Source organism: Thioalkalivibrio sp. ALRh (genome assembly GCF_000381425.1).
Taxonomy (GTDB): domain Bacteria; phylum Pseudomonadota; class Gammaproteobacteria; order Ectothiorhodospirales; family Ectothiorhodospiraceae; genus Thioalkalivibrio.
The window spans coordinates 408,897-427,870 of sequence record NZ_KB906519.1 but is presented as its reverse complement, the minus strand read 5'-3'; the positions used below and the strand labels follow the sequence as shown (position 1 = coordinate 427,870).

The 18,974-nt window shown below is 64.4% G+C and carries 19 protein-coding genes and 2 tRNA genes; all 21 read left to right on the top strand.

Annotated features, from left to right (window positions below):
- Positions 1-9 precede the first annotated feature (9 nt).
- The 21 genes from glmM to rimP all read left to right on the top strand — a co-directional run bounded on the left by glmM (position 10) and on the right by rimP (position 18,968).
- Positions 10-1,350 carry a phosphoglucosamine mutase gene (gene glmM, locus F791_RS0102050; RefSeq protein ID WP_018993678.1) on the top strand — a complete coding sequence of 447 codons (1,341 nt, stop codon included), beginning with the start codon at positions 10-12 and terminating at the stop codon, positions 1,348-1,350.
- A 183-nt stretch (positions 1,351-1,533) separates the two neighbouring features.
- Entirely contained in the window at positions 1,534-2,301 is a 768-nt protein-coding gene (tpiA, locus tag F791_RS0102045; protein WP_018138279.1) for a triose-phosphate isomerase, read from the top strand.
- The gene (gene secG, locus F791_RS0102040) at positions 2,298-2,678 is read left to right on the top strand and encodes a preprotein translocase subunit SecG (protein ID WP_018138278.1); all 381 of its coding nucleotides are present in this window, start codon (positions 2,298-2,300) and stop codon (positions 2,676-2,678) included. Before tpiA ends, secG begins: the two co-directional genes overlap by 4 nt.
- A 26-nt stretch (positions 2,679-2,704) precedes the next feature.
- A tRNA-Leu gene (locus F791_RS0102035) sits at positions 2,705-2,789 on the top strand.
- A 264-nt stretch (positions 2,790-3,053) separates the two neighbouring features.
- Positions 3,054-3,410, top strand: coding sequence for an NADH-quinone oxidoreductase subunit A (locus tag F791_RS0102030; protein ID WP_012982121.1), 357 nt, complete (start codon positions 3,054-3,056; stop codon positions 3,408-3,410).
- Positions 3,401-3,877 carry an NADH-quinone oxidoreductase subunit B family protein gene (locus F791_RS0102025; protein ID WP_012982122.1) on the top strand — a complete coding sequence of 159 codons (477 nt, stop codon included), beginning with the start codon at positions 3,401-3,403 and terminating at the stop codon, positions 3,875-3,877. The genes F791_RS0102030 and F791_RS0102025 overlap by 10 nt, the downstream gene beginning before the upstream one ends.
- A 17-nt stretch (positions 3,878-3,894) precedes the next feature.
- Entirely contained in the window at positions 3,895-4,614 is a 720-nt protein-coding gene (locus tag F791_RS0102020) for an NADH-quinone oxidoreductase subunit C (protein ID WP_018138277.1), read from the top strand.
- Positions 4,607-5,860 (top strand): NADH-quinone oxidoreductase subunit D, encoded by a 1,254-nt coding sequence (locus F791_RS0102015; protein WP_018138276.1) that lies wholly within the window; start codon positions 4,607-4,609, stop codon positions 5,858-5,860. The genes F791_RS0102020 and F791_RS0102015 overlap by 8 nt, the downstream gene beginning before the upstream one ends.
- Positions 5,860-6,390 carry an NAD(P)H-dependent oxidoreductase subunit E gene (gene nuoE / locus F791_RS0102010; RefSeq protein WP_018141819.1) on the top strand — a complete coding sequence of 177 codons (531 nt, stop codon included), beginning with the start codon at positions 5,860-5,862 and terminating at the stop codon, positions 6,388-6,390. The genes F791_RS0102015 and nuoE overlap by 1 nt, the downstream gene beginning before the upstream one ends.
- Position 6,391: 1 nt before the next feature.
- Positions 6,392-7,672, top strand: coding sequence for an NADH-quinone oxidoreductase subunit NuoF (nuoF, locus tag F791_RS0102005; RefSeq protein WP_012982126.1), 1,281 nt, complete (start codon positions 6,392-6,394; stop codon positions 7,670-7,672).
- Between the two features lie 34 nt (positions 7,673-7,706).
- Positions 7,707-10,103, top strand: a complete 2,397-nt coding sequence (nuoG, locus tag F791_RS0102000; protein ID WP_019592106.1) for an NADH-quinone oxidoreductase subunit NuoG — start codon at positions 7,707-7,709, stop codon at positions 10,101-10,103.
- A gap of 13 nt (positions 10,104-10,116) precedes the next feature.
- Positions 10,117-11,181: an NADH-quinone oxidoreductase subunit NuoH gene (gene nuoH / locus F791_RS0101995; RefSeq protein ID WP_018138272.1), complete on the top strand. Its 1,065-nt coding sequence runs from the start codon at positions 10,117-10,119 to the stop codon at positions 11,179-11,181.
- Between the two features lie 10 nt (positions 11,182-11,191).
- Positions 11,192-11,680, top strand: a complete 489-nt coding sequence (gene nuoI, locus F791_RS0101990) for an NADH-quinone oxidoreductase subunit NuoI (protein WP_018138271.1) — start codon at positions 11,192-11,194, stop codon at positions 11,678-11,680.
- 15 nt (positions 11,681-11,695) lie between these two features.
- Entirely contained in the window at positions 11,696-12,349 is a 654-nt protein-coding gene (locus F791_RS0101985) for an NADH-quinone oxidoreductase subunit J (protein ID WP_018138270.1), read from the top strand.
- A gap of 89 nt (positions 12,350-12,438) precedes the next feature.
- On the top strand, positions 12,439-12,744 hold the full coding sequence (gene nuoK / locus F791_RS0101980) for an NADH-quinone oxidoreductase subunit NuoK (protein WP_012982131.1): 306 nt from the start codon (positions 12,439-12,441) through the stop codon (positions 12,742-12,744).
- Positions 12,745-12,750: 6 nt separating this feature from the next.
- A complete protein-coding gene (gene nuoL / locus F791_RS0101975) occupies positions 12,751-14,760 on the top strand; it encodes an NADH-quinone oxidoreductase subunit L (protein WP_019592105.1) in 2,010 nt (669 codons plus the stop codon).
- 52 nt (positions 14,761-14,812) lie between these two features.
- Positions 14,813-16,327, top strand: a complete 1,515-nt coding sequence (locus F791_RS0101970; protein WP_018174736.1) for an NADH-quinone oxidoreductase subunit M — start codon at positions 14,813-14,815, stop codon at positions 16,325-16,327.
- Between the two features lie 13 nt (positions 16,328-16,340).
- Entirely contained in the window at positions 16,341-17,789 is a 1,449-nt protein-coding gene (gene nuoN, locus F791_RS0101965) for an NADH-quinone oxidoreductase subunit NuoN (protein ID WP_018138267.1), read from the top strand.
- A 3-nt stretch (positions 17,790-17,792) separates the two neighbouring features.
- On the top strand, positions 17,793-18,137 hold the full coding sequence (locus F791_RS0101960) for a DUF2818 family protein (protein WP_018138266.1): 345 nt from the start codon (positions 17,793-17,795) through the stop codon (positions 18,135-18,137).
- A gap of 97 nt (positions 18,138-18,234) precedes the next feature.
- Positions 18,235-18,311, top strand: a tRNA-Met gene (locus F791_RS0101955).
- 201 nt (positions 18,312-18,512) lie between these two features.
- A complete protein-coding gene (gene rimP / locus F791_RS0101950) occupies positions 18,513-18,968 on the top strand; it encodes a ribosome maturation factor RimP (protein ID WP_026182197.1) in 456 nt (151 codons plus the stop codon).
- Positions 18,969-18,974 lie beyond the last annotated feature (6 nt).

The following is an 18,974-nucleotide window of genomic DNA, read 5'->3' as shown; positions in this document are numbered from 1 at the left end:
GCAAGCGGCATGGGGCGTTATTTCGGCACCGACGGGATTCGTGGGCGTACAGGCGACTGGCCGATGACGCCCGAATTCGCGCTGCGTCTGGGCTATGCGGTAGGCGAGGTGCTGGGCGCGCGGGCCCAGCGTCAGGGTCCGGTGCTCGTGGGGAAGGACACCCGGGTCTCGGGCTACATGTTCGAGTCTGCCCTGCAGGCCGGGTTGTCGGCTGCGGGCCTGGATGTCGCCCTGCTGGGGCCGATGCCGACCCCCGCAGTGGCCTATCTCACGCGGACCTTCCGTGCGACCGCCGGTGTGGTGATCAGCGCCTCGCACAACCCGTTTCACGATAACGGCTTCAAGTTCTTCACCCCGGAGGGCGACAAGCTCGCGGATGCGGTGGAGGAGGCTATCGAGGCACGGCTGGAAGAGCCACAGCGCTCGGTGGACGGGGCCCACCTCGGCAAGGCCGTCCGTATCGCCGACGCCGCCGGCCGTTACATCGAGTTCTGCAAGAGCGCGATCCCGGCGCGCTCCGAGCTGCGCGGCCTGCGTGTTGTGGTCGATTGTGCCCACGGCGCGACCTACAACGTCGCCCCGCCGGTATTCGAGGAACTCGGGGCCGAGGTGGAAGTCCTGGGTGCCCGCCCGGATGGCTATAACATCAACGCCGGCGTGGGCGCGCTGTACCCGGAGGTCGTGGCCGAGCAGGTGAAGGCCTCCGGGGCTGACCTCGGGATCGCCCTCGATGGTGACGGTGACCGCGTGATCCTGGCCGATGCGAACGGCAACGTGGTCGATGGTGACCAGATCCTGGGGATTCTCGCCCTCGATCGCCAGCAGTCGGGCCTGCTCCAGGGCGGCGTGGTCGGTACGCTGATGACCAACCTTGGGCTCGAGAATGCCCTGGGCGAGCACGGGATCCCGTTTATTCGCGCCAAGGTGGGTGATCGCTACGTGCTCGAGGAGCTGCGTCAGCGCGCCTGGATGCTGGGCGGAGAGGGATCCGGGCACATCGTCTGCCTGGAGCACACGACGACCGGTGACGGGACCGTCGCGGCCTTGCAGGTGGCCCACCTGATGCATCGCACCGGCTGCTCGCTCGCGGAGCTCGCGGCGAAGATCCCGAAGCTCCCGCAGTGCCTCGTGAACGTCCCGGTCTCGGGCAAGGCCAATGGCTGTCTGGACGCGCCCGCCGTGCGCTCCGAGGTCGCCGCGGTCGAGGCCGAGCTGGGTGCGCACGGGCGTGTCCTGCTGCGCCCGTCCGGTACCGAGCCCCTGGTGCGCGTGATGGTCGAGGCCGAGGACGAAGTCATTACCCGTCAGGCCGCCGAGCGCATCGCCGACAGCATCCGCGCGGCTGTTTGATCCCGGTCTGCGGGCGTCGTCGGCCGATGGGTGATTCTTCACGGGACAGGCCGCCCGTTTGCCCGGACCTGGGCTCGGTTGATTTGCACCGGGTGCGCCGGTAACATCCCGCCGCTCTAATCATCATGATCGGACTCCGTGTATCCGCACGGATCCGACCGTTCTCGCAGGAGGAAGATCCGCATGCGCAAGCCGCTGGTCGCCGGTAACTGGAAGATGAACGGTTCGCGCGAAGCGAACCGCGCCCTCCTGTCGGCCCTGAAGGGCAGTCTGGGTGACCTGCAGGGTGTCGACGTTGCGGTGTGTCCGCCCGCCGTCTACCTGGCCGAGATCGCCGAGACCCTGTCGGGTAGCGTGATCGAGGTCGGTGCGCAGGATTGCTCGGACCAGGAAAAGGGCGCGTATACCGGCGAGCTGGCCGGCTCCATGCTGGCTGAGGCGGGCTGCCGTTACGTGATCGTTGGCCACTCCGAGCGCCGCGAGCGCCAGAACGAGACCAGCGAATGGGTGGCGGCCAAGTTCATCGCCGCCCAAGCCGCTGGCCTGACGCCCATCCTGTGTGTTGGCGAGCAGAAGAGTGACCGCGAAGGCGGGCGCACCGAATCCGTGGTGGCCGAGCAGCTGGATGCGGTGCTGGATGCCGCCGGCGTCGAGACCTTCGATCGCGCCGTGATCGCCTACGAGCCCGTCTGGGCAATCGGAACCGGCCTGACCGCCACGCCCGATCAGGCGCAGGAAGTGCACGCCTTTATCCGCAACCGAGTGGCGGGCCGCGACCCGCGTGTCGCTGCGGATCTGCGTATCCTCTACGGCGGCAGCATGAAGGCGGACAACGCCGCGGGCCTGCTGGCGCTGGAAGACATCGACGGCGGGCTGATTGGTGGCGCCTCGCTGGACGCCGATGCCTTTACCGCGATCGCCCGTGCGGCGGCCGAGCGGGTCGCGGCATGATCTACGGGTTGCTCCTGGTCGTTCAGGTCTCGGTCTCGATCGCCCTGATCGCCCTCGTGTTGATGCAGCATGGCAAGGGTGCCGACGCGGGGGCGGCCTTTGGCAGTGGTGCGTCCGCGACCGTGTTCGGTGCGCGCGGGTCGGCCAATTTTCTGAGCCGCTCGACCGCGTTTCTGGCTGTTGTGTTCTTCGTGAACAGCTTGACGCTGGCCTATCTCGCCTCCTCGACGCCTCAGGCCGAAAGCCTGATGGATCAGCTCGAAGCGGAAGAGATGCGCGAGGAGGGTGATATTCCGGAAGGCATTCCCGGTACAGTACCCCGGGATGACGAATCGGATGCCCCGGCCTCCGACCGCCCGGCCGACGTACCTGAATAGGCCGGCGACCGCGGCCTCTTAGACAGGCAGATGTGGTGGAATTGGTAGACACGCTATCTTGAGGGGGTAGTGGCGAAAGCCGTGTGGGTTCGAGTCCCACCATCTGCACCATTTCGAAGGCCCCTGGCGACGTTCGAGAATCGGCGTCAGGAGTCAAAACAAAATAAAATCAGTAACTTATAAAATTACAAATACTTGACACCGTTTTCACGGTTCACCTAGACTCCGTGCCCGGTATGCGCCCTTGCCTCGTCCATCGAGGTGGCCACCAACCGGTGCATTCAACCAGCAACGCTAGAACGGCTCGCGGACGCGCCGGATCCACGCGGCACCCTGCGAACCGACCCGCCCGAGGGCGGTGTACGGGAGAGAGACATGCTGGAAGGTTATCTACCCATCCTGCTGTTCATCGCAGTGGGGATCGTGATCGGCATCGTGCCGCTGGTGGTCGGGATGGCCGTCGGGCCGCGCAAGCCCGACGCCGCGAAGAATTCGCCATACGAGTGCGGCTTTGAGGCCTTCGAGGACTCGCGGCTGAAGTTCGATGTGCGCTTCTACCTGGTCGCGATCCTCTTCATCATCTTCGATCTCGAGATCGCATTTCTCTTCCCGTGGGCGGTATCGCTGGATGCCATTGGCCTGTTCGGGCTTCTTGCGATGGCCGTGTTTTTGCTCATTCTGGTCGTCGGATTCATTTATGAGTGGAAGAAGGGGGCGCTGGAATGGGAATAGAAGGCGTTCTTGAAAAGGGCTTCGTCACCACCTCGGCTGACAAGCTCATCAACTGGGCCCGTACCGGCTCCCTGTGGCCGATGACCTTCGGGCTCGCCTGCTGTGCGGTCGAGATGATGCACGCCGGTGCCGCGCGCTATGACCTCGACCGCTTCGGGATCATCTTCCGGCCCAGCCCGCGCCAGTCCGACGTGATGATCGTCGCCGGCACGCTGGTCAACAAGATGGCGCCGGCGCTGCGCAAGGTGTACGACCAGATGCCCGAGCCGCGCTGGGTGATCTCCATGGGCTCCTGCGCCAATGGCGGCGGCTACTACCACTACTCCTATGCCGTGGTGCGCGGGTGCGACCGCATCGTGCCGGTGGATGTCTACGTGCCGGGCTGTCCGCCCACGGCCGAGGCACTGCTCTACGGCATCATCCAGCTGCAGAACAAGATCCGGCGCACGAACACCATCGCGCGCTGACGCACCCGGGGTTTCAGATGGCTGAACAAGACAACTGGATCGACGCCCTGCGGGCGGAACTGGGCGACGCCCTGGAGACGGTCACGGAGGCCTATGACGAGGTCACCGTCGATATCCGGCCGGAGTCCTGGCGCGAGGCCGCCGAGAAGCTGCGCGACGCGTTCGGCTTCGAGATGCTGATCGACCTGTGTGGCGTGGACTATCTCGAATACGGCCAGGACGAATGGGGCACGGAGTCCGCGACCAACACGGGTTTCTCCCGCGGGGTCGAGGCGGCCACCTCCGGGCGCTTCACGTTCGACGACGCGCCGGAAGACAGCCTCTGGGACGGGCCACGCTTCACCGTGGCCGTGCAACTGCTGTCGATCCAGCACAATCGTCGCCTGCGTATGCGCGCCTGGCTGGCCGATGACGAATTCCCCGAGATCGAGTCGCTGGTGGAGGTCTGGGCCTCGGCCAACTGGTTCGAGCGCGAGGCCTTCGACCTGTTCGGGATCCTGTTCTCCGGGCACCCGGACCTGCGCCGCATCCTCACGGACTACGGCTTCGTCGGTCATCCGTTCCGCAAGGACTTCCCGCTGGTCGGTCATGTGGAGATGCGCTACGACGCCGAACAGGCGCGCGTGGTGTACCAGCCGGTGACCATCGAGCCGCGTGTGCTGGTGCCCAAGGTGATCCGCGACGACCATCGCTACAGCGAGGGCGAGAAGCCAGGCGAAGGAGCCGAGAATGCCTGAGATTCGCAACTTCACCCTGAACTTCGGGCCGCAGCATCCGTCCGCCCACGGCGTGCTGCGCCTGGTGCTGGAGATGGATGGCGAGGTCGTGCAGCGCGCCGACCCGCATATCGGCCTTCTTCACCGCGGGACCGAGAAGCTCGCCGAGAGCAAGCCGTACAACCAGTCTATCGGCTACATGGACCGCCTCGACTACGTGTCGATGATGGCCAACGAGCACGGCTACGTGCTGGCGATGGAAAAGCTGCTCCAGATCGAGGCCCCGCTGCGGGCACAGTACATCCGGGTAATGTTCGACGAGATTACCCGCATCCTGAATCACCTGATGTGGCTGGGCGCCCACGCGCTGGATATCGGCGCGATGGCGGTGTTCCTGTATGCCTTCCGCGAGCGCGAGGACCTGATGGACTGCTACGAGGCGGTCTCGGGTGCGCGCATGCACGCGACCTACTACCGGCCGGGTGGGGTCGCGCGCGACCTGCCGGGGACCATGCCGCAGTACCAGCCGTCCTCCTGGAAATCTCAGGAAGTGGTGGACGACCTGAACAAGGTTCGCCAGGGCTCGCTGCTGGACTTCATCGAGGCCTTTACCGAGCGCTTCCCGGGCTGCGTGGACGAGTACGAGACCCTGCTGACCGACAACCGCATCTGGAAGCAACGCACCGTGGGTATCGGCGTGGTCGATCCCGAACGTGCCATGCAGCTGGGCTTTACCGGCCCGATGCTGCGCGGCTCCGGCATCGAGTGGGACCTGCGCAAGAAGCAGCCCTACGAGGTCTATGACCGCCTCGACTTCGATATCCCGGTGGGCGTCAACGGCGACTGCTACGACCGCTACCTGGTGCGGATCGAGGAGATGCGCCAGTCCAACCGCATCATCCGCCAGTGTGTGGACTGGCTGCGCCAGAATCCGGGTCCGGTGCTGCTCGAGGATCACAAGATCACCCCGCCAAAGCGCGAGGAGATGAAGGCCGACATGGAGGCCCTGATCCACCACTTCAAGCTGTTCACCGAGGGGATGTGCCTGCCGGAAGGCGAGGCCTACGCCGCGGTGGAGCATCCGAAGGGCGAGTTCGGGGTGTATCTGGTCTCGGATGGTTCCAACAAGCCCTATCGCCTGAAGGTCCGTCCGCCGGGCTTTGTGCACCTGTCCGCGCTGGACGAGATGGCGCGTGGCCACATGCTGGCCGATGTGGTCGCCATTATCGGGACCCAGGACATCGTATTCGGGGAGATCGACCGCTGATGGCTGCCGAACAGAAAACCGTCGCCTTCCACAAGCCCGCCGGCAAGAAGGTGGAGCTCAGCGACCACGAGCGCGAAGAGATCGACGCCTGGCTGGCGCGCTATCCCGACGACCAGAAGCGCTCTGCGGTGCTTGGCGCCCTGCGCGCGGTGCAGCACGAGGACGGCTATCTCTCTACCGCGAAGATGGATGCCGTCGCCGAATACCTCGGCCTGCCGGCGATCGCGGTGTACGAGGTGGGCTCGTTCTATTCGATGTACGAGCTGGAGCCGGTCGGCAAGCACACCATCATGGTGTGCAACAACATCTCCTGCATGCTGCGCGGCTCGGAACAGATCATCGAGCACCTGGAGAACCGTCTCGGCATCAAGCTCGGCGAGAGCACGCCGGACGGCAAGTTCTACCTGAAGATGGAAGAGGAGTGCCTGGCGGCCTGCTGTGGCGCCCCGATGATGCAGGTGGATCACGTCTACTACGAGAATCTCACCCCCGAGAAGGTGGACGAGATTCTCGACGGTCTGGAGAAGTAGCATGGCCAACCAGATCTGCTTTGCGACCCGCTACCTGGACGATCCGGCCTCGCTCGAGACCTACAAGAGCGTCGGCGGCTACCAGGCCCTGGAGAAGGTCTACAAGGGCAAGATGGCCCCCGAGGATGTGATCGAGGAGGTCAAGACCTCCAACCTGCGCGGCCGCGGCGGTGCGGGCTTCCCGACCGGGCTCAAGTGGTCGTTCATGCCGCGCAACACCCCGGGCCAGAAGTACATCGTTTGCAATTCGGACGAATCCGAGCCGGGCACCTGCAAGGACCGCGAGATCCTGATGTACAACCCGCATGCCCTGATCGAGGGCATGGCGATCGCCGGCTACGCGATCGGCGCGACGGTGGGCTACAACTACATGCGCGGCGAGTTCATGGACGAGGTGAACACGCGCTTTACGGCGGCCCTGAAAGAGGCCTACGACGCCGGTTATCTCGGCAAGGACATCTTCGGGTCCGGGGTCGATTTCGATCTCTACCCGTCGCTGGGTGCCGGGGCCTACATCTGCGGCGAGGAGACGGCGCTGCTGGAGTCCCTGGAGGGCAAGAAAGGCCAGCCGCGCTTCAAGCCGCCGTTTCCGGCCAACTACGGTCTGTACGGCAAGCCGACCACGATCAATAACACCGAGTCGCTGGCCTCGATCCCGGCCATCATCCGTAACGGCGGGCAGTGGTTCGCCGATCTGGGGGTGCCCAAGTCCGGTGGCGAGAAGCTGTTCTCCGTCTCGGGCCATGTGAACAAGCCGGGGAACTACGAGATTCCGCTGGGCACGCCGTTCAAGGACCTCCTGGAGATGTCGGGTGGCGTACTGAACGGGCGCAAGCTGAAGGCGGTGATCCCCGGTGGCTCGTCGGTGCCGGTGGTCCCGGGCGACGTGATGCTGAAGGCCAACATGGACTTCGACTCCATCGCCCAGGCCGGGTCCATGCTGGGCTCCGGCGCGGTGATCGTGATGGACGAGACCGCCGACATGGTCAAGGCCCTGCAGCGCATCTCGCGGTTCTACTTCTCCGAGTCCTGCGGGCAGTGCACGCCCTGCCGCGAGGGGACCGGCTGGCTCTACCGCATGCTGACCCGCATCGTGGAAGGGCAGGGCCGTCCCGAGGACCTGGAACGCCTGGACGACGTGGCCAGCAAGATCGAGGGGCACACCATCTGCGCCCTGGGCGACGCCGCGGCCATGCCAGTGCGCAGCTTCATCAAGCACTTCCGCCACGAATTCGAATACTACATCCAGCACGGTCGGAGCCCGGTGGCAGACGCCGCCTGACGCCCCCCCCGCGCATCCGCAGCAGGAATCGAGCATGAGTCAGGATCAGAAGCAGGATCTGGTCAGCATCGAGATTGACGGCCGCACGATCGAGGCGCCCAAGGGCGCGATGTTGATCGACGTGGCGGACGATGCCGATATCCGCATTCCGCGGTTTTGCTACCACAAGAAGCTGTCGGTGGCGGCGAACTGCCGTATGTGCCTGGTCGAGGTCGAGAAGGCGCCCAAGCCGCTGCCCGCCTGCGCGACCCCGGTCATGGACGGGATGAAGGTCTACACCCAGTCTCCGCTGGCGCTGCGCGCGCAGAAGGGGACCATGGAGTTCCTGCTGATCAACCACCCGCTGGACTGCCCGATCTGTGACCAGGGTGGCGAGTGCGAGCTGCAGGACGTGGCCATGGGCTACGGCGACAGTGTGTCCAAGTACACCGAAGCCAAGCGCGTGGTGAAGGACAAGGATATCGGTCCGCTGATCGAGACCGAGATGACCCGCTGTATCCACTGCACCCGCTGCGTGCGCTTCGGCGAGGAGATCGCCGGCGTGCGCGAACTGGGCGCGACCGGGCGCGGCGAGCATATGCGCATCGGCACCTATGTCGAGAAGACTGTGGCCCACGAGCTGTCGGGCAACGTGATCGACCTGTGCCCGGTGGGCGCACTGACCGCCAAGCCGTCGCGCTACACCGCGCGCGCCTGGGAGCTGTCGCAGGCCGCGACCATCGCCCCGCACGACGCGGTCGGTTCCAACCTCCACCTGCATACCCACGATGGGCGCGCGATGCGCGTGGTGCCGCGTGACAACGAGGCAGTCAACGAGACCTGGATCTCCGACCGCGACCGCTTCAGCTACACCGGCCTGTACGCCGAGGACCGCCTGACCCGCCCGCGCATGAAGGTGGACGGCCAGTGGCAGGACGTCTCCTGGGAGACCGCGCTGAGTTATGTCGTCGAGGGCCTGAAGGAGACTGCCCCCGACCGCATCGGTGCGCTGCTGTCGCCGTCGCTGTCGGTGGAAGAACACTACCTGGCGCAGAAGGTCCTGCGCGGCATGGGCGTCACCGATATCGATCATCGGCTGGACCAGGTGGATTTCTCCGACGAGGCGGCCGCGCCGCTGTTCCCGTACCTGGGCGCGGCCATTAGCGATCTGGATACGGCCGATGCCGTGCTGCTGGTGGGCTGCAATCCGCGCCGCGAACAGCCGCTGCTCGCCCATCGCCTGCGCAAGGCGGCCTCGCGCGGGGCGCGGGTCAGCCTGATCAATGACATGCTGCTGGATCTGACCTATCCGGTTCAGGCCCAGCTGGTCGGCCACGAGCGCGATCAGGTCATGGCCCTGGCGGGTGTGGCCGGGCAACTGGCCGCCGCCGGCAAGTCGCTGCCCAAGAAGCTGGAAAAGGTCGTCAAGGCCGCCGAGGCCGATGACGCCGATACGCGGGCCGCGTTCGAACACATTGCCAAGTCGCTGCTGGATGCCGAGCAGGGCCATGTCCTGCTGGGCCAGGTCGCGATCCACGGGCCGGCCTTTGCGACCCTGCGCGCCCTGGCCGGCTGGATCGCCAAGCACACCGACGCCCGTCTGGGATACCTGCCGGCCGGCGCCAGTGCCGCGGGTGCCTGGCTGGCCGGCGTGCTGCCGCACCGCGGCCCGGCCGGGGCCGAAGTGGAGGTCGCCGGCCGGAACGCGGCCGAGATGCTGGCCGAGGGTCGGGATGCCTTCGTGGTCGCCGGTATCGAACCCGGGCGTGACGGGGCCGATCCGGTTGCGCTGCGCGCCGCGCTCGAGAAAGCCGGCTTCGTGGTCGCACTGAGCGCCTATGCCAATACGGATCTGGAAGCCGTGGCCGATGTACTGCTCCCGGTTGCCACCAGCTTCGAGAACTCCGGGACCTTCGTGAACGCCGAGGGCCGTTGGCAGAGCTACCGTGCCGCGGCCCGCGCGCAGGAAGACACTCGCCCCGGCTGGAAGGTCTGGCGCGTGCTCGGGAATCTGCTGGAACAGCGCGGCATGGACTATCTCGACTCGCGCGCGGTGCGTGACGAGCTGAAGGGCCTGCTGGCGGATGCCAATTTCGATACTGCGGTCAACATGAACAAGGCGCAGATTTCCATTCCGGAGCCGGCGCAGGGCGACCTGTATCGCGTACAGGCGGCCGGGCTCTACAGCACGGATGCTCTCGTGCGCCGTGCCGAGCCACTGCAGACCAGCCCCGAGGGCCAGCTGGCCGAGTGCGTAATCGTGCATCCCGAATCCGCCGGCGGGCTTGATACCGGCTCGCGCGTGAAACTGCGTCAGGCCGGCGCCGAGACGGAGCTGACCCTGATCCTGGACGACGCCGTGCCGGTAGGCCTGGCGGTGACCTTTGCGGGCTCGACGGCCATGGGCCGGTTGGGCGCCCCGAACGCCACGGTCACGCTCGCGCGTGCCTGAGGGAACGTAAGACATGTTCGACTGGATGATGAACCTCTACAGCAGCCTGCCGACGGTGATGCAGATCCTGATCGGCATTCAGCTGATCGTGATCCCGCTGATGCTGGCCGTGGCCTACACGACCTTCGCCGAACGCAAGGTGATCGGCTATGCGCATGTGCGCGTCGGGCCGAACCGGGTCGGGCCGCGCGGCTGGCTGCAGCCGATCGCGGATGCGCTGAAGCTGCTGACCAAGGAGGTCATCCTCCCGACCAATGCCAACCGCTTCCTGTTTCTGAGTGCCCCGGTGCTGACCATCGCCCCGGCGCTGGCCGCCTGGGCGGTAATCCCGTTCTTCGATGGCGGGGCGCTGGCCAACGTCAATGCCGGGCTGCTGTACCTGCTGGCGCTGACCTCGCTCGGCGTATACGGGATCATCATCGCCGGCTGGGCCTCGAACTCGAAGTATGCGCTGCTGGGGTCGCTGCGTTCGGCCGCGCAGCTGGTCTCCTACGAAATCGCGATGGGTTTTGCCCTGGTCGGCGTGCTGATGGCTGCCGGCACGCTGAACGTGGGCGGCATCATCGAGGCGCAGTCGGGCAGCATGTACCACTGGTTCCTGCTGCCGCTGCTGCCGCTGTTCTTTGTGTATTTCATCTCCGGGATTGCCGAGACCAACCGCGCGCCGTTCGACGTGGCCGAGGGCGAATCCGAGATCGTCGCGGGTTTCCACGTCGAGTACTCGGGCATGGCGTTCGCCGTGTTCTTCCTGGCCGAATACGCGAACATGATCCTGATCTCGGCCCTGACCGCGATCCTGTTCCTCGGCGGCTGGCTGTCGCCCTTCCAGGGCATCCTGCCGCAAGCGGCCTTTGACCTGCCGGTCATCGGTGCGCTGCTGGATCATGGCATCCACTGGTTCTTGTTCAAGACGGCGGTGTTCCTGTTCGCCTTCTTGTGGTTCCGTGCCACTTTCCCGCGCTATCGCTATGACCAGATCATGCGTCTTGGCTGGAAGGTGCTGATCCCGGTGACCATCCTCTGGCTGTTTGTCGAGGGCGTGCTGGTCGCGTTCAACGTCGGCCCGTGGTTCGCCTGAGGAGTTCGTGATGAAAGCGTTCCGCCGATACCTGAAGAGTTTTCTGTTCTTTGAACTGCTGCTGGGGTTGCGCCTGACCGGGCGTTACCTGCTGAGCCGCAAGTTCACCGTGCAGTACCCGGACGAGAAGACCCCGATGTCGCCGCGTTTCCGCGGGCTGCATGCGCTGCGCCGCTACCCGAACGGCGAGGAGCGCTGCATTGCCTGCAAACTGTGCGAGGCGGTCTGCCCGGCGCTGGCGATTACGATCGACTCCGAGGAGCGCGCGGACGGCACGCGCCGCACGACGCGCTACGACATCGACCTGTTCAAGTGCATCTTCTGCGGCTTCTGCGAAGAGGCCTGTCCGGTGGATTCCATCGTCGAGACGCACATCTTCGAGTACCACTTCGAGAACCGGGGCGAGCAGATCATGACCAAGGACAAGCTCCTGGCCATTGGTGACCGCTTCGAGAAAGAGATCGCCGAGGCCCGTGCGATCGACGCCCCGTACCGGTAACGCAGGGACCGCCCCATGACCTTCGAGTTGATCCTTTTCTATCTCTTCGGCGCGATCCTGCTGGGCGGCGCCCTGGCGATGATCAGTGTGCGCAACCCGGTGCACGCGGCCCTGTTCCTGGTGCTGTGCTTTGTCGCCGCGGCCGCGATCTGGCTGCTGGCGGAGGCGGAGTTCCTCGGCATCGTGCTGGTGCTCGTCTACGTTGGCGCGGTGATGGTGCTGTTCCTGTTCGTGGTGATGATGCTCGACATCAACCTCGCCAAGCTGCGCGAGGGCTTCACCGAATACCTGCCGGTGGGCATCGTGGTCGCGGTCGCGATGGCCACCGTGCTGGTGGCCGTGATTACCCGCTACATCACGATGGATGTGCCGGAGCGCGCAGGGCCGGAATACGCCAACACCGAGGCCCTGGGCGCGATCCTCTACACCGAATACGTCTATCCGTTCGAGATTGCGGCGGTGATCCTGCTGGTGGCGATCATCGCGGCGATCTCGCTGACCATGCGCAAGCGTCCGGACAACAAGTCGATCGATCCAGGCCAGCAGATGGCGGTCTCCCGCGAGGGTCGGGTCCGCATGGTCTCCATGGCCTCCGAGAAGAAGAAGTCCCCGCGTCGTGCTGCCCAGAGCAGCGATGCGGATGGACAGCAGGACGACTCGTCGAAATAGGCAATCCGAGTAACTAGGCATTCCGGCCAGAGGTCGGGACCCGGACACCGAGGGCGGATACCGCCCCCGAAAGAACTCAGGGCTAGAACATGATTACGCTAGAGCACTACCTGGTGCTGGCCGCGCTGTTGTTTTCGATCAGTGTGGCCGGGATCTTCCTGAACCGGAAAAACGTGATCGTTCTGTTGATGTGCATCGAGCTGATGCTGCTCGCGGTGAACATCAATTTCATTGCCTTCTCGTTCTTCCTGCAGGACCTCGCGGGCCAGGTGTTCGTGTTCTTCATCCTGACCGTCGCCGCGGCCGAGGCGGCCATCGGCCTCGCCATCCTGGTGTTGCTGTTCCGGAATCGCGGAACCATCAACGTCCAGGACCTGGACGCAATGAAGGGATAACGGGCCATGGATACGATCTATCTACTTATCGTCCTGGCGCCGCTGTTCGGCGCGATCATCGCCGGCCTGTTCGGGCGTCAGATCGGCCGCACCGGGGCGCACAGCGTCACCATCCTCGGGGTGTCGATCTCGTTCATCCTGTCGGTGGTGGTCTTCTGGGCCCATGTGTTCGGTGACGCCGGGGTCTACAACGAAACCGTCTACACCTGGATGGTCTCCGACGGCATCCAGTTCGAGGTCGGGTTCCTGGTCGACAACCTGACCGCGATGATGATGCTGGTCGTCACCTTCGTCTCGCTGATGGTGCACATCTACACCATCGGCTACATGAAGGACGATCCGGGCTACCAGCGCTTCTTCGCCTACATCTCGCTGTTCACCTTCTCGATGCTGATGCTGGTGATGGCGAACAACTTCATGCAGCTGTTCTTTGGCTGGGAGGCCGTGGGCCTGGTCTCCTACCTGCTGATCGGCTTCTGGTACAAGCGGCCGACCGCGATCTACGCGAACATGAAGGCGTTCATCGTCAACCGGGTGGGGGACTTCGGGTTCCTGATCGGGATCGCCGCGCTGGTGTTCTACACCGGCAGCCTGAACTACGCCGATGTGTTCGCCGAAGGTCAGTCGATGAGCGAGGCGACCATCACCATCTGGCCGGGCTGGACCTTCGGCCTGCTGGATCTGGCGCTGATCTTCCTGTTCATCGGTGCGATGGGTAAATCCGCCCAGGTGCCGCTGCATGTCTGGCTGCCGGACTCGATGGAAGGCCCGACCCCGATCTCCGCGCTGATCCACGCGGCGACCATGGTGACCGCGGGTATTTTCATGGTGGCGCGCATGTCGCCGCTGTACGAGTTCTCCGTCCCGGCGCTGTCGTTCATCCTGATCATCGGGGCGATCACCGCGTTCTTCATGGGCCTGATCGGGCTCGTCCAGAACGACATCAAGCGGGTGGTGGCGTATTCGACGCTGTCGCAGCTGGGCTACATGACCGTGGCGCTGGGCGCCTCCGCCTACGCCGCCGGCCTGTTCCACCTGATGACGCATGCCTTCTTCAAGGCGCTGCTGTTCCTGGCCGCGGGCTCGGTGATCATCGCGATGCACCACCTGCAGGACATGCGCGCGATGGGTGGGCTGCGCCGGCACATGCCGATCACCTACGTGACCGCGCTGATCGGCTCGCTGGCGCTGATCGGGTTCCCGTTCTTCTCCGGGTTCTTCTCCAAGGACGCGATCATCGAGGCGGTCGGCTACTCGCAGATCCCGGGGGCGACGTTTGCCTACTGGCTGGTGCTGGCCGGGGTGTTCGTGACCGCGTTGTACACCTTCCGCATGTTCTTCATGGTGTTCCATGGCGAGGAGCGCTATGACCAGGCGCACAAGTACATGCCCGACCATGGCGATGACCACGACGACGAACACGGCGATGATCATCACCACGGCCCGCTGCAGCCGAAGGAATCGCCGTGGGTAGTCACTCTGCCGCTGGTCCTGCTGGCGATCCCGTCGGTGGTGGCCGGCTACTTCATCGGCCCGATGCTGTTCGGCGACTTCTTTGCCGACAGCCTGTTCGTGCTGCCGGAGCAGGACGTGCTGGCGACCAAGGGCGAGACCTACACCGGCGTGATCGGCTTTGTGCTGCATGGGCTGATGCTGCCCGCGTTCTGGCTCGCGATGGCGGGTCTGGGCACGGCCTGGTACCTGTACATGAAGCGGCCCGAACTGCCGGGCGTGATCGCCGAACGGCTGAAGCTGGGCGTGTGCATCCTCGAGGACAAGTACGGCTTCGACCGCTTCAATGACTGGTTCTTCGCCGGCGGCAGCGTCCGCCTGGGGCGTGCGCTGTGGCGCTACGGTGATGCTCTGATCATCGACGGGCTGCTGGTCAATGGTACCGCGCGCTCGGTCGGCTGGATTTCGGCGCGCATCCGCCACATGCAGTCCGGCTTCCTCTACCACTACGCGTTCGTGATGATCATCGGCCTGCTGGTCCTGATGTTCGCCTTCGTGATCTGAGCGGCTTCGACACCCATGCGCTCGAAGCCCATCGCTGTTTCAAGGAACGACCATGTTTGCTGACTGGCCTATCTTGAGTCTGTTGATCTGGCTGCCGATTCTCGGCGGCTTCCTGGTGCTTGCCGCCGGGCGCGACGCGCCCCATGTGGCGCGGCGGCTCGGGCTCGCGGTGGCCGTGGCGACCTTTGTGGCCAGTTTGCCGCTGTGGTTCACGTTCGAGCGTGGCACCGCGGACATGCAGTTCCAGGAACTGGCCTCGTGGATCCCGGCGTTCAACGTGAACTACCACCTCGGGGTGGACGGCATCTCCATGCCGTTGATTCTGCTGACCACACTGATCACCGTGATCGTGATCGTTGCGGCCTGGGAGTCGGTGAAGGACCGGATCGCCTACTACATGTCGGCCATGCTGGTGATGGAAGGCCTGATGATCGGCATGTTCGCGGCGATGGATGCGGTGTTGTTCTACGTGTTCTTCGAGGCGATGCTGATCCCGATGTTCCTGGTGATCGGGATCTGGGGCGGGCCGCGGCGCGTCTATGCGACCATCAAGTTCTTCCTCTATACCTTCCTGGGCTCGGTGTTCATGCTGGTTGCGCTGATCTGGATGTACATCCAGTCCGGCAGCTTCCTGATCCAGGACTTCCATGCCCTGCAGATCGGCATGACCGCGCAGATACTGATCTTCCTCGCGTTCTTTATGGCGTTCGCGGTGAAGATCCCGATGTTCCCGGTGCATACCTGGCTGCCGGATGCGCACGTGGAAGCGCCCACCGGCGGCTCGGTGATCCTGGCGGCGATCATGCTGAAGATTGGGGGCTACGGCTTCCTGCGCTTCTCGTTGCCGATCACGCCGGATGCCTCGGCGGTGCTGGATACGCTGATGATCGTGCTGTCGCTGATCGCGATCGTCTACATCGGCCTGGTGGCGCTGATTCAGAGCGACATGAAGAAGCTGATCGCCTATTCGTCGATCGCGCACATGGGCTTTGTGACCCTGGGCTTCTTCCTCGCCTTCTACATCTACCGCAACACCGGTGACTGGGAAGGGGCCTCGCTGGGTATTGCCGGCGGCATGGTGCAGATGATCTCGCACGGCTTTATCTCCGCGGCGATGTTCCTCGCGGTGGGCGTTCTGTACGACCGTCTGCACAGCCGACAGATCTCGGACTACGGCGGTGTGGTGAACACCATGCCCTGGTTCGCCGCGTTCTTCGTGCTGTTCGCGATGGCCAATACCGGCCTGCCGGGTACGTCCGGGTTCGTGGGCGAGTTCATGGTCATCCTGGCCGCGTTCAAGGCGGACTTCTGGATTGCCTTCCTCGCTGCGACCACGCTGATCCTGGCCGCCGGCTATACCCTGTGGCTGGTCAAGCGCGTGATCTTTGGCGCGGTGGCCAACGACAACGTGGCCGGTCTCTCCGACATGAACCGCCGCGAGTTCTTCCTGATGGGCGTGCTGGCCTTCTTCACCCTGCTGCTGGGTGTGTGGCCGGCGCCGCTGCTGGATGTGATGAACGCGACCATCGACCACCTCGTGGCGCATATCGCGCACTCGAAGCTCTGAACGGACGCCTGACATGACTTTCGAGATCCCCAACTTCCTCCCCGCCGTGCCCGAGATGTTCGTGCTCGGGATGGCGTGCCTGATCCTGGTGATCGACGCGTTCCTGCCGGATTCGCGGCGCGACATCACCTACGGCCTGGTGCAGGCGACCCTGGTCGCGGCTGCCGGCCTGACCCTGTGGATGATGGGTCCGGAGACGGTGCTGACCTTCTCGGATACCTTCGTGAAGGACCCGATGGCGGACGTCCTGAAAGTCGCGGTCTACGTGACCAGCTTCCTGGTGTTCCTGTATGCGCGTCCGTACCTGATGGAGCGCGGGATCCACAAGGGCGAGTTCTACATCCTGGGCCTGTTCGCGGTGCTCGGGATGATGATCATGATCTCCGGGCACAACCTGCTGACGCTGTACCTGGGGCTGGAGCTGCTGTCGCTGTCGTCCTATGCACTGGTCGCGTTCTGGCGCGACAACACGCGCGCGACCGAGGCGGCGATGAAGTACTTCGTGCTGGGCGCGCTGGCCTCCGGTCTGCTGCTTTACGGTATGTCGATGATCTACGGCATGACCGGCTCGCTGGATATCGCGGTCATTGCCGCTGAGCTGACGGCGGCGGACGAGAGCCTGAACATCCCGCTGGTCTTCGGTCTGGTGTTCCTGGTGGTCGCGATCGCGTTCAAGCTGGGGGCGGTGCCGTTCCACATGTGGGTGCCGGATGTCTACGACGGTGCCCCGACCGCGGTGACGCTGTTCATCGCCACGGCGCCGAAGATCGCCGCGTTCGCCTTCCTGATGCGCCTGCTGGTGGAGGGCATGGGCCCGATGCATGCCGACTGGCAGGGTATGTTCGTGATCCTGGCCGTGCTGTCGCTGGCGGTGGGCAACGTGATCGCGATCGCCCAGACCAGCATCAAGCGCATGCTGGCCTACTCGACCATCGCCCATGTCGGCTTCGTGTTCATGGGCATCCTGGCCGGGACTGACAGCGGCTACGCCTCGGCGATGTTCTATGTGATCGTCTATGCGATCACCGCGGCCGGTGGCTTCGGCATGATCGTGTTCCTGTCGCGCAAGGGCTATGAGGCGGACCAGATCGATGACTTCAAGGGCCTGGCCAAGCGCAACCCGTGGTTCGCGTTCATCATGCTGCTGCTGCTGTTTTCGATGGCCGGGGTGCCGCCGACAGTCGGCTTCTACGCCAAGCTGGCGGTGATCCAGGCCGCGGTGGGCGCGGATCTGGTCTGGCTGGCGATTGTCGCCGTGATCTTCTCGATCATTGGGGCCTTCTACTACCTGCGCGTGGTCAAGATGATGTTCTTCGACGACCCCCGCGAAGACGCGCAAGAGCCGGTGCAGCCCTCGGGGGCGCTGGCCACCGCGCTCAGCATTAACGGATTGGCGGTACTGCTTCTTGGAATTTTTCCGGGGCTGCTGTTGTCTGTCACCCACTACGCAATCATGGGCTAAGTCGTGACACAGTGGATTCCATTTGAAGTTCTGGTCTGGGGTTTTGTCGTCGTTGCCTTTATTTCGGCAAACCTGCCCTGGCTGACCGAACGCATCGGCCTGATGGTCCTGCCGGCCAGTGGTGTGAAGGGCCCCTGGACCCGTATCTTCGAATGGGTCGGGCTTTATCTGCTGGTGGGACTGATCGGCAAGGGCCTGGAGTTTCAGGCGACTGGAGGCATCCACACGCAGGGTTGGGAGTTCTACGTGATCACCCTGTCGTTGTTCGCGGTGTTCGCGCTGCCCGGATACATCTGGCGCTACGATCTCCGGCAGCATCTGCGGACTCGCGCGCACCGTTCGCGGTAAGGGGTACGGCCGGGTGCGAGGGGGCTTGGAATCAGGAAAAATCTCGCTCTTTTCCTTGCAGCCCCCAACCCGCTTTGTTATAGTTTCGCGTCTCGGATGCGGGGTGGAGCAGTCTGGCAGCTCGTCGGGCTCATAACCCGAAGGTCGCAGGTTCAAATCCTGCCCCCGCTACCATTTTTCAGAGAGGCCCCATATGGGGCCTTTTTGTTAGGCAGGTCCGTTGTGGCGGTCTTGCCGGGCTGCGCTCCCGCGCGCCAAGCAGTCAGTCTGACTGGCTGCGCTCATCGCTGAGGTGTTCGAGGGGCGTTTATCGCCCTTTTTTTGTTTCCGGGCCCAGGAAAGGGCCAGTTCGTGAATCGTTCCGAGTGGAGTCAGGTGGCGGAAAAGCCCGAACAACTGAAGGCGCTGCTGGCCCCGGTGGTCGAGGGGCAGGGGTTTGTGTTCTGGGGATTGGAGTACCACCCCGGTTCCAAGCCCGTGATGCTGCGCATCTACATCGACAGCCCCGAAGGGGTCACGGTGGATGACTGCGCGCTGGTGAGCGACCAGGCCGGTGCCGTGCTCGAGGTCGAGCAGGCGCTGCGCGGCAACTACACCCTGGAGGTCTCCAGTCCGGGTATCGAGCGGCCGCTGTTCACGCCCGACCAGTACCGGGGATATATCGGACACCCGGTGAAGGTGCGGTTGAGTTGGCCGGAGCACGGGCGGCGGAATTACCGCGGCACGCTGATCGGCGTGGACGAGGAAATGATCGAAGTCGAGGTCGACGGCACGGGCTACGAACTGCCGTTGAACGCTATCCACAATGCGCGGGTCCTGGAACAGCTGTAGACCGGC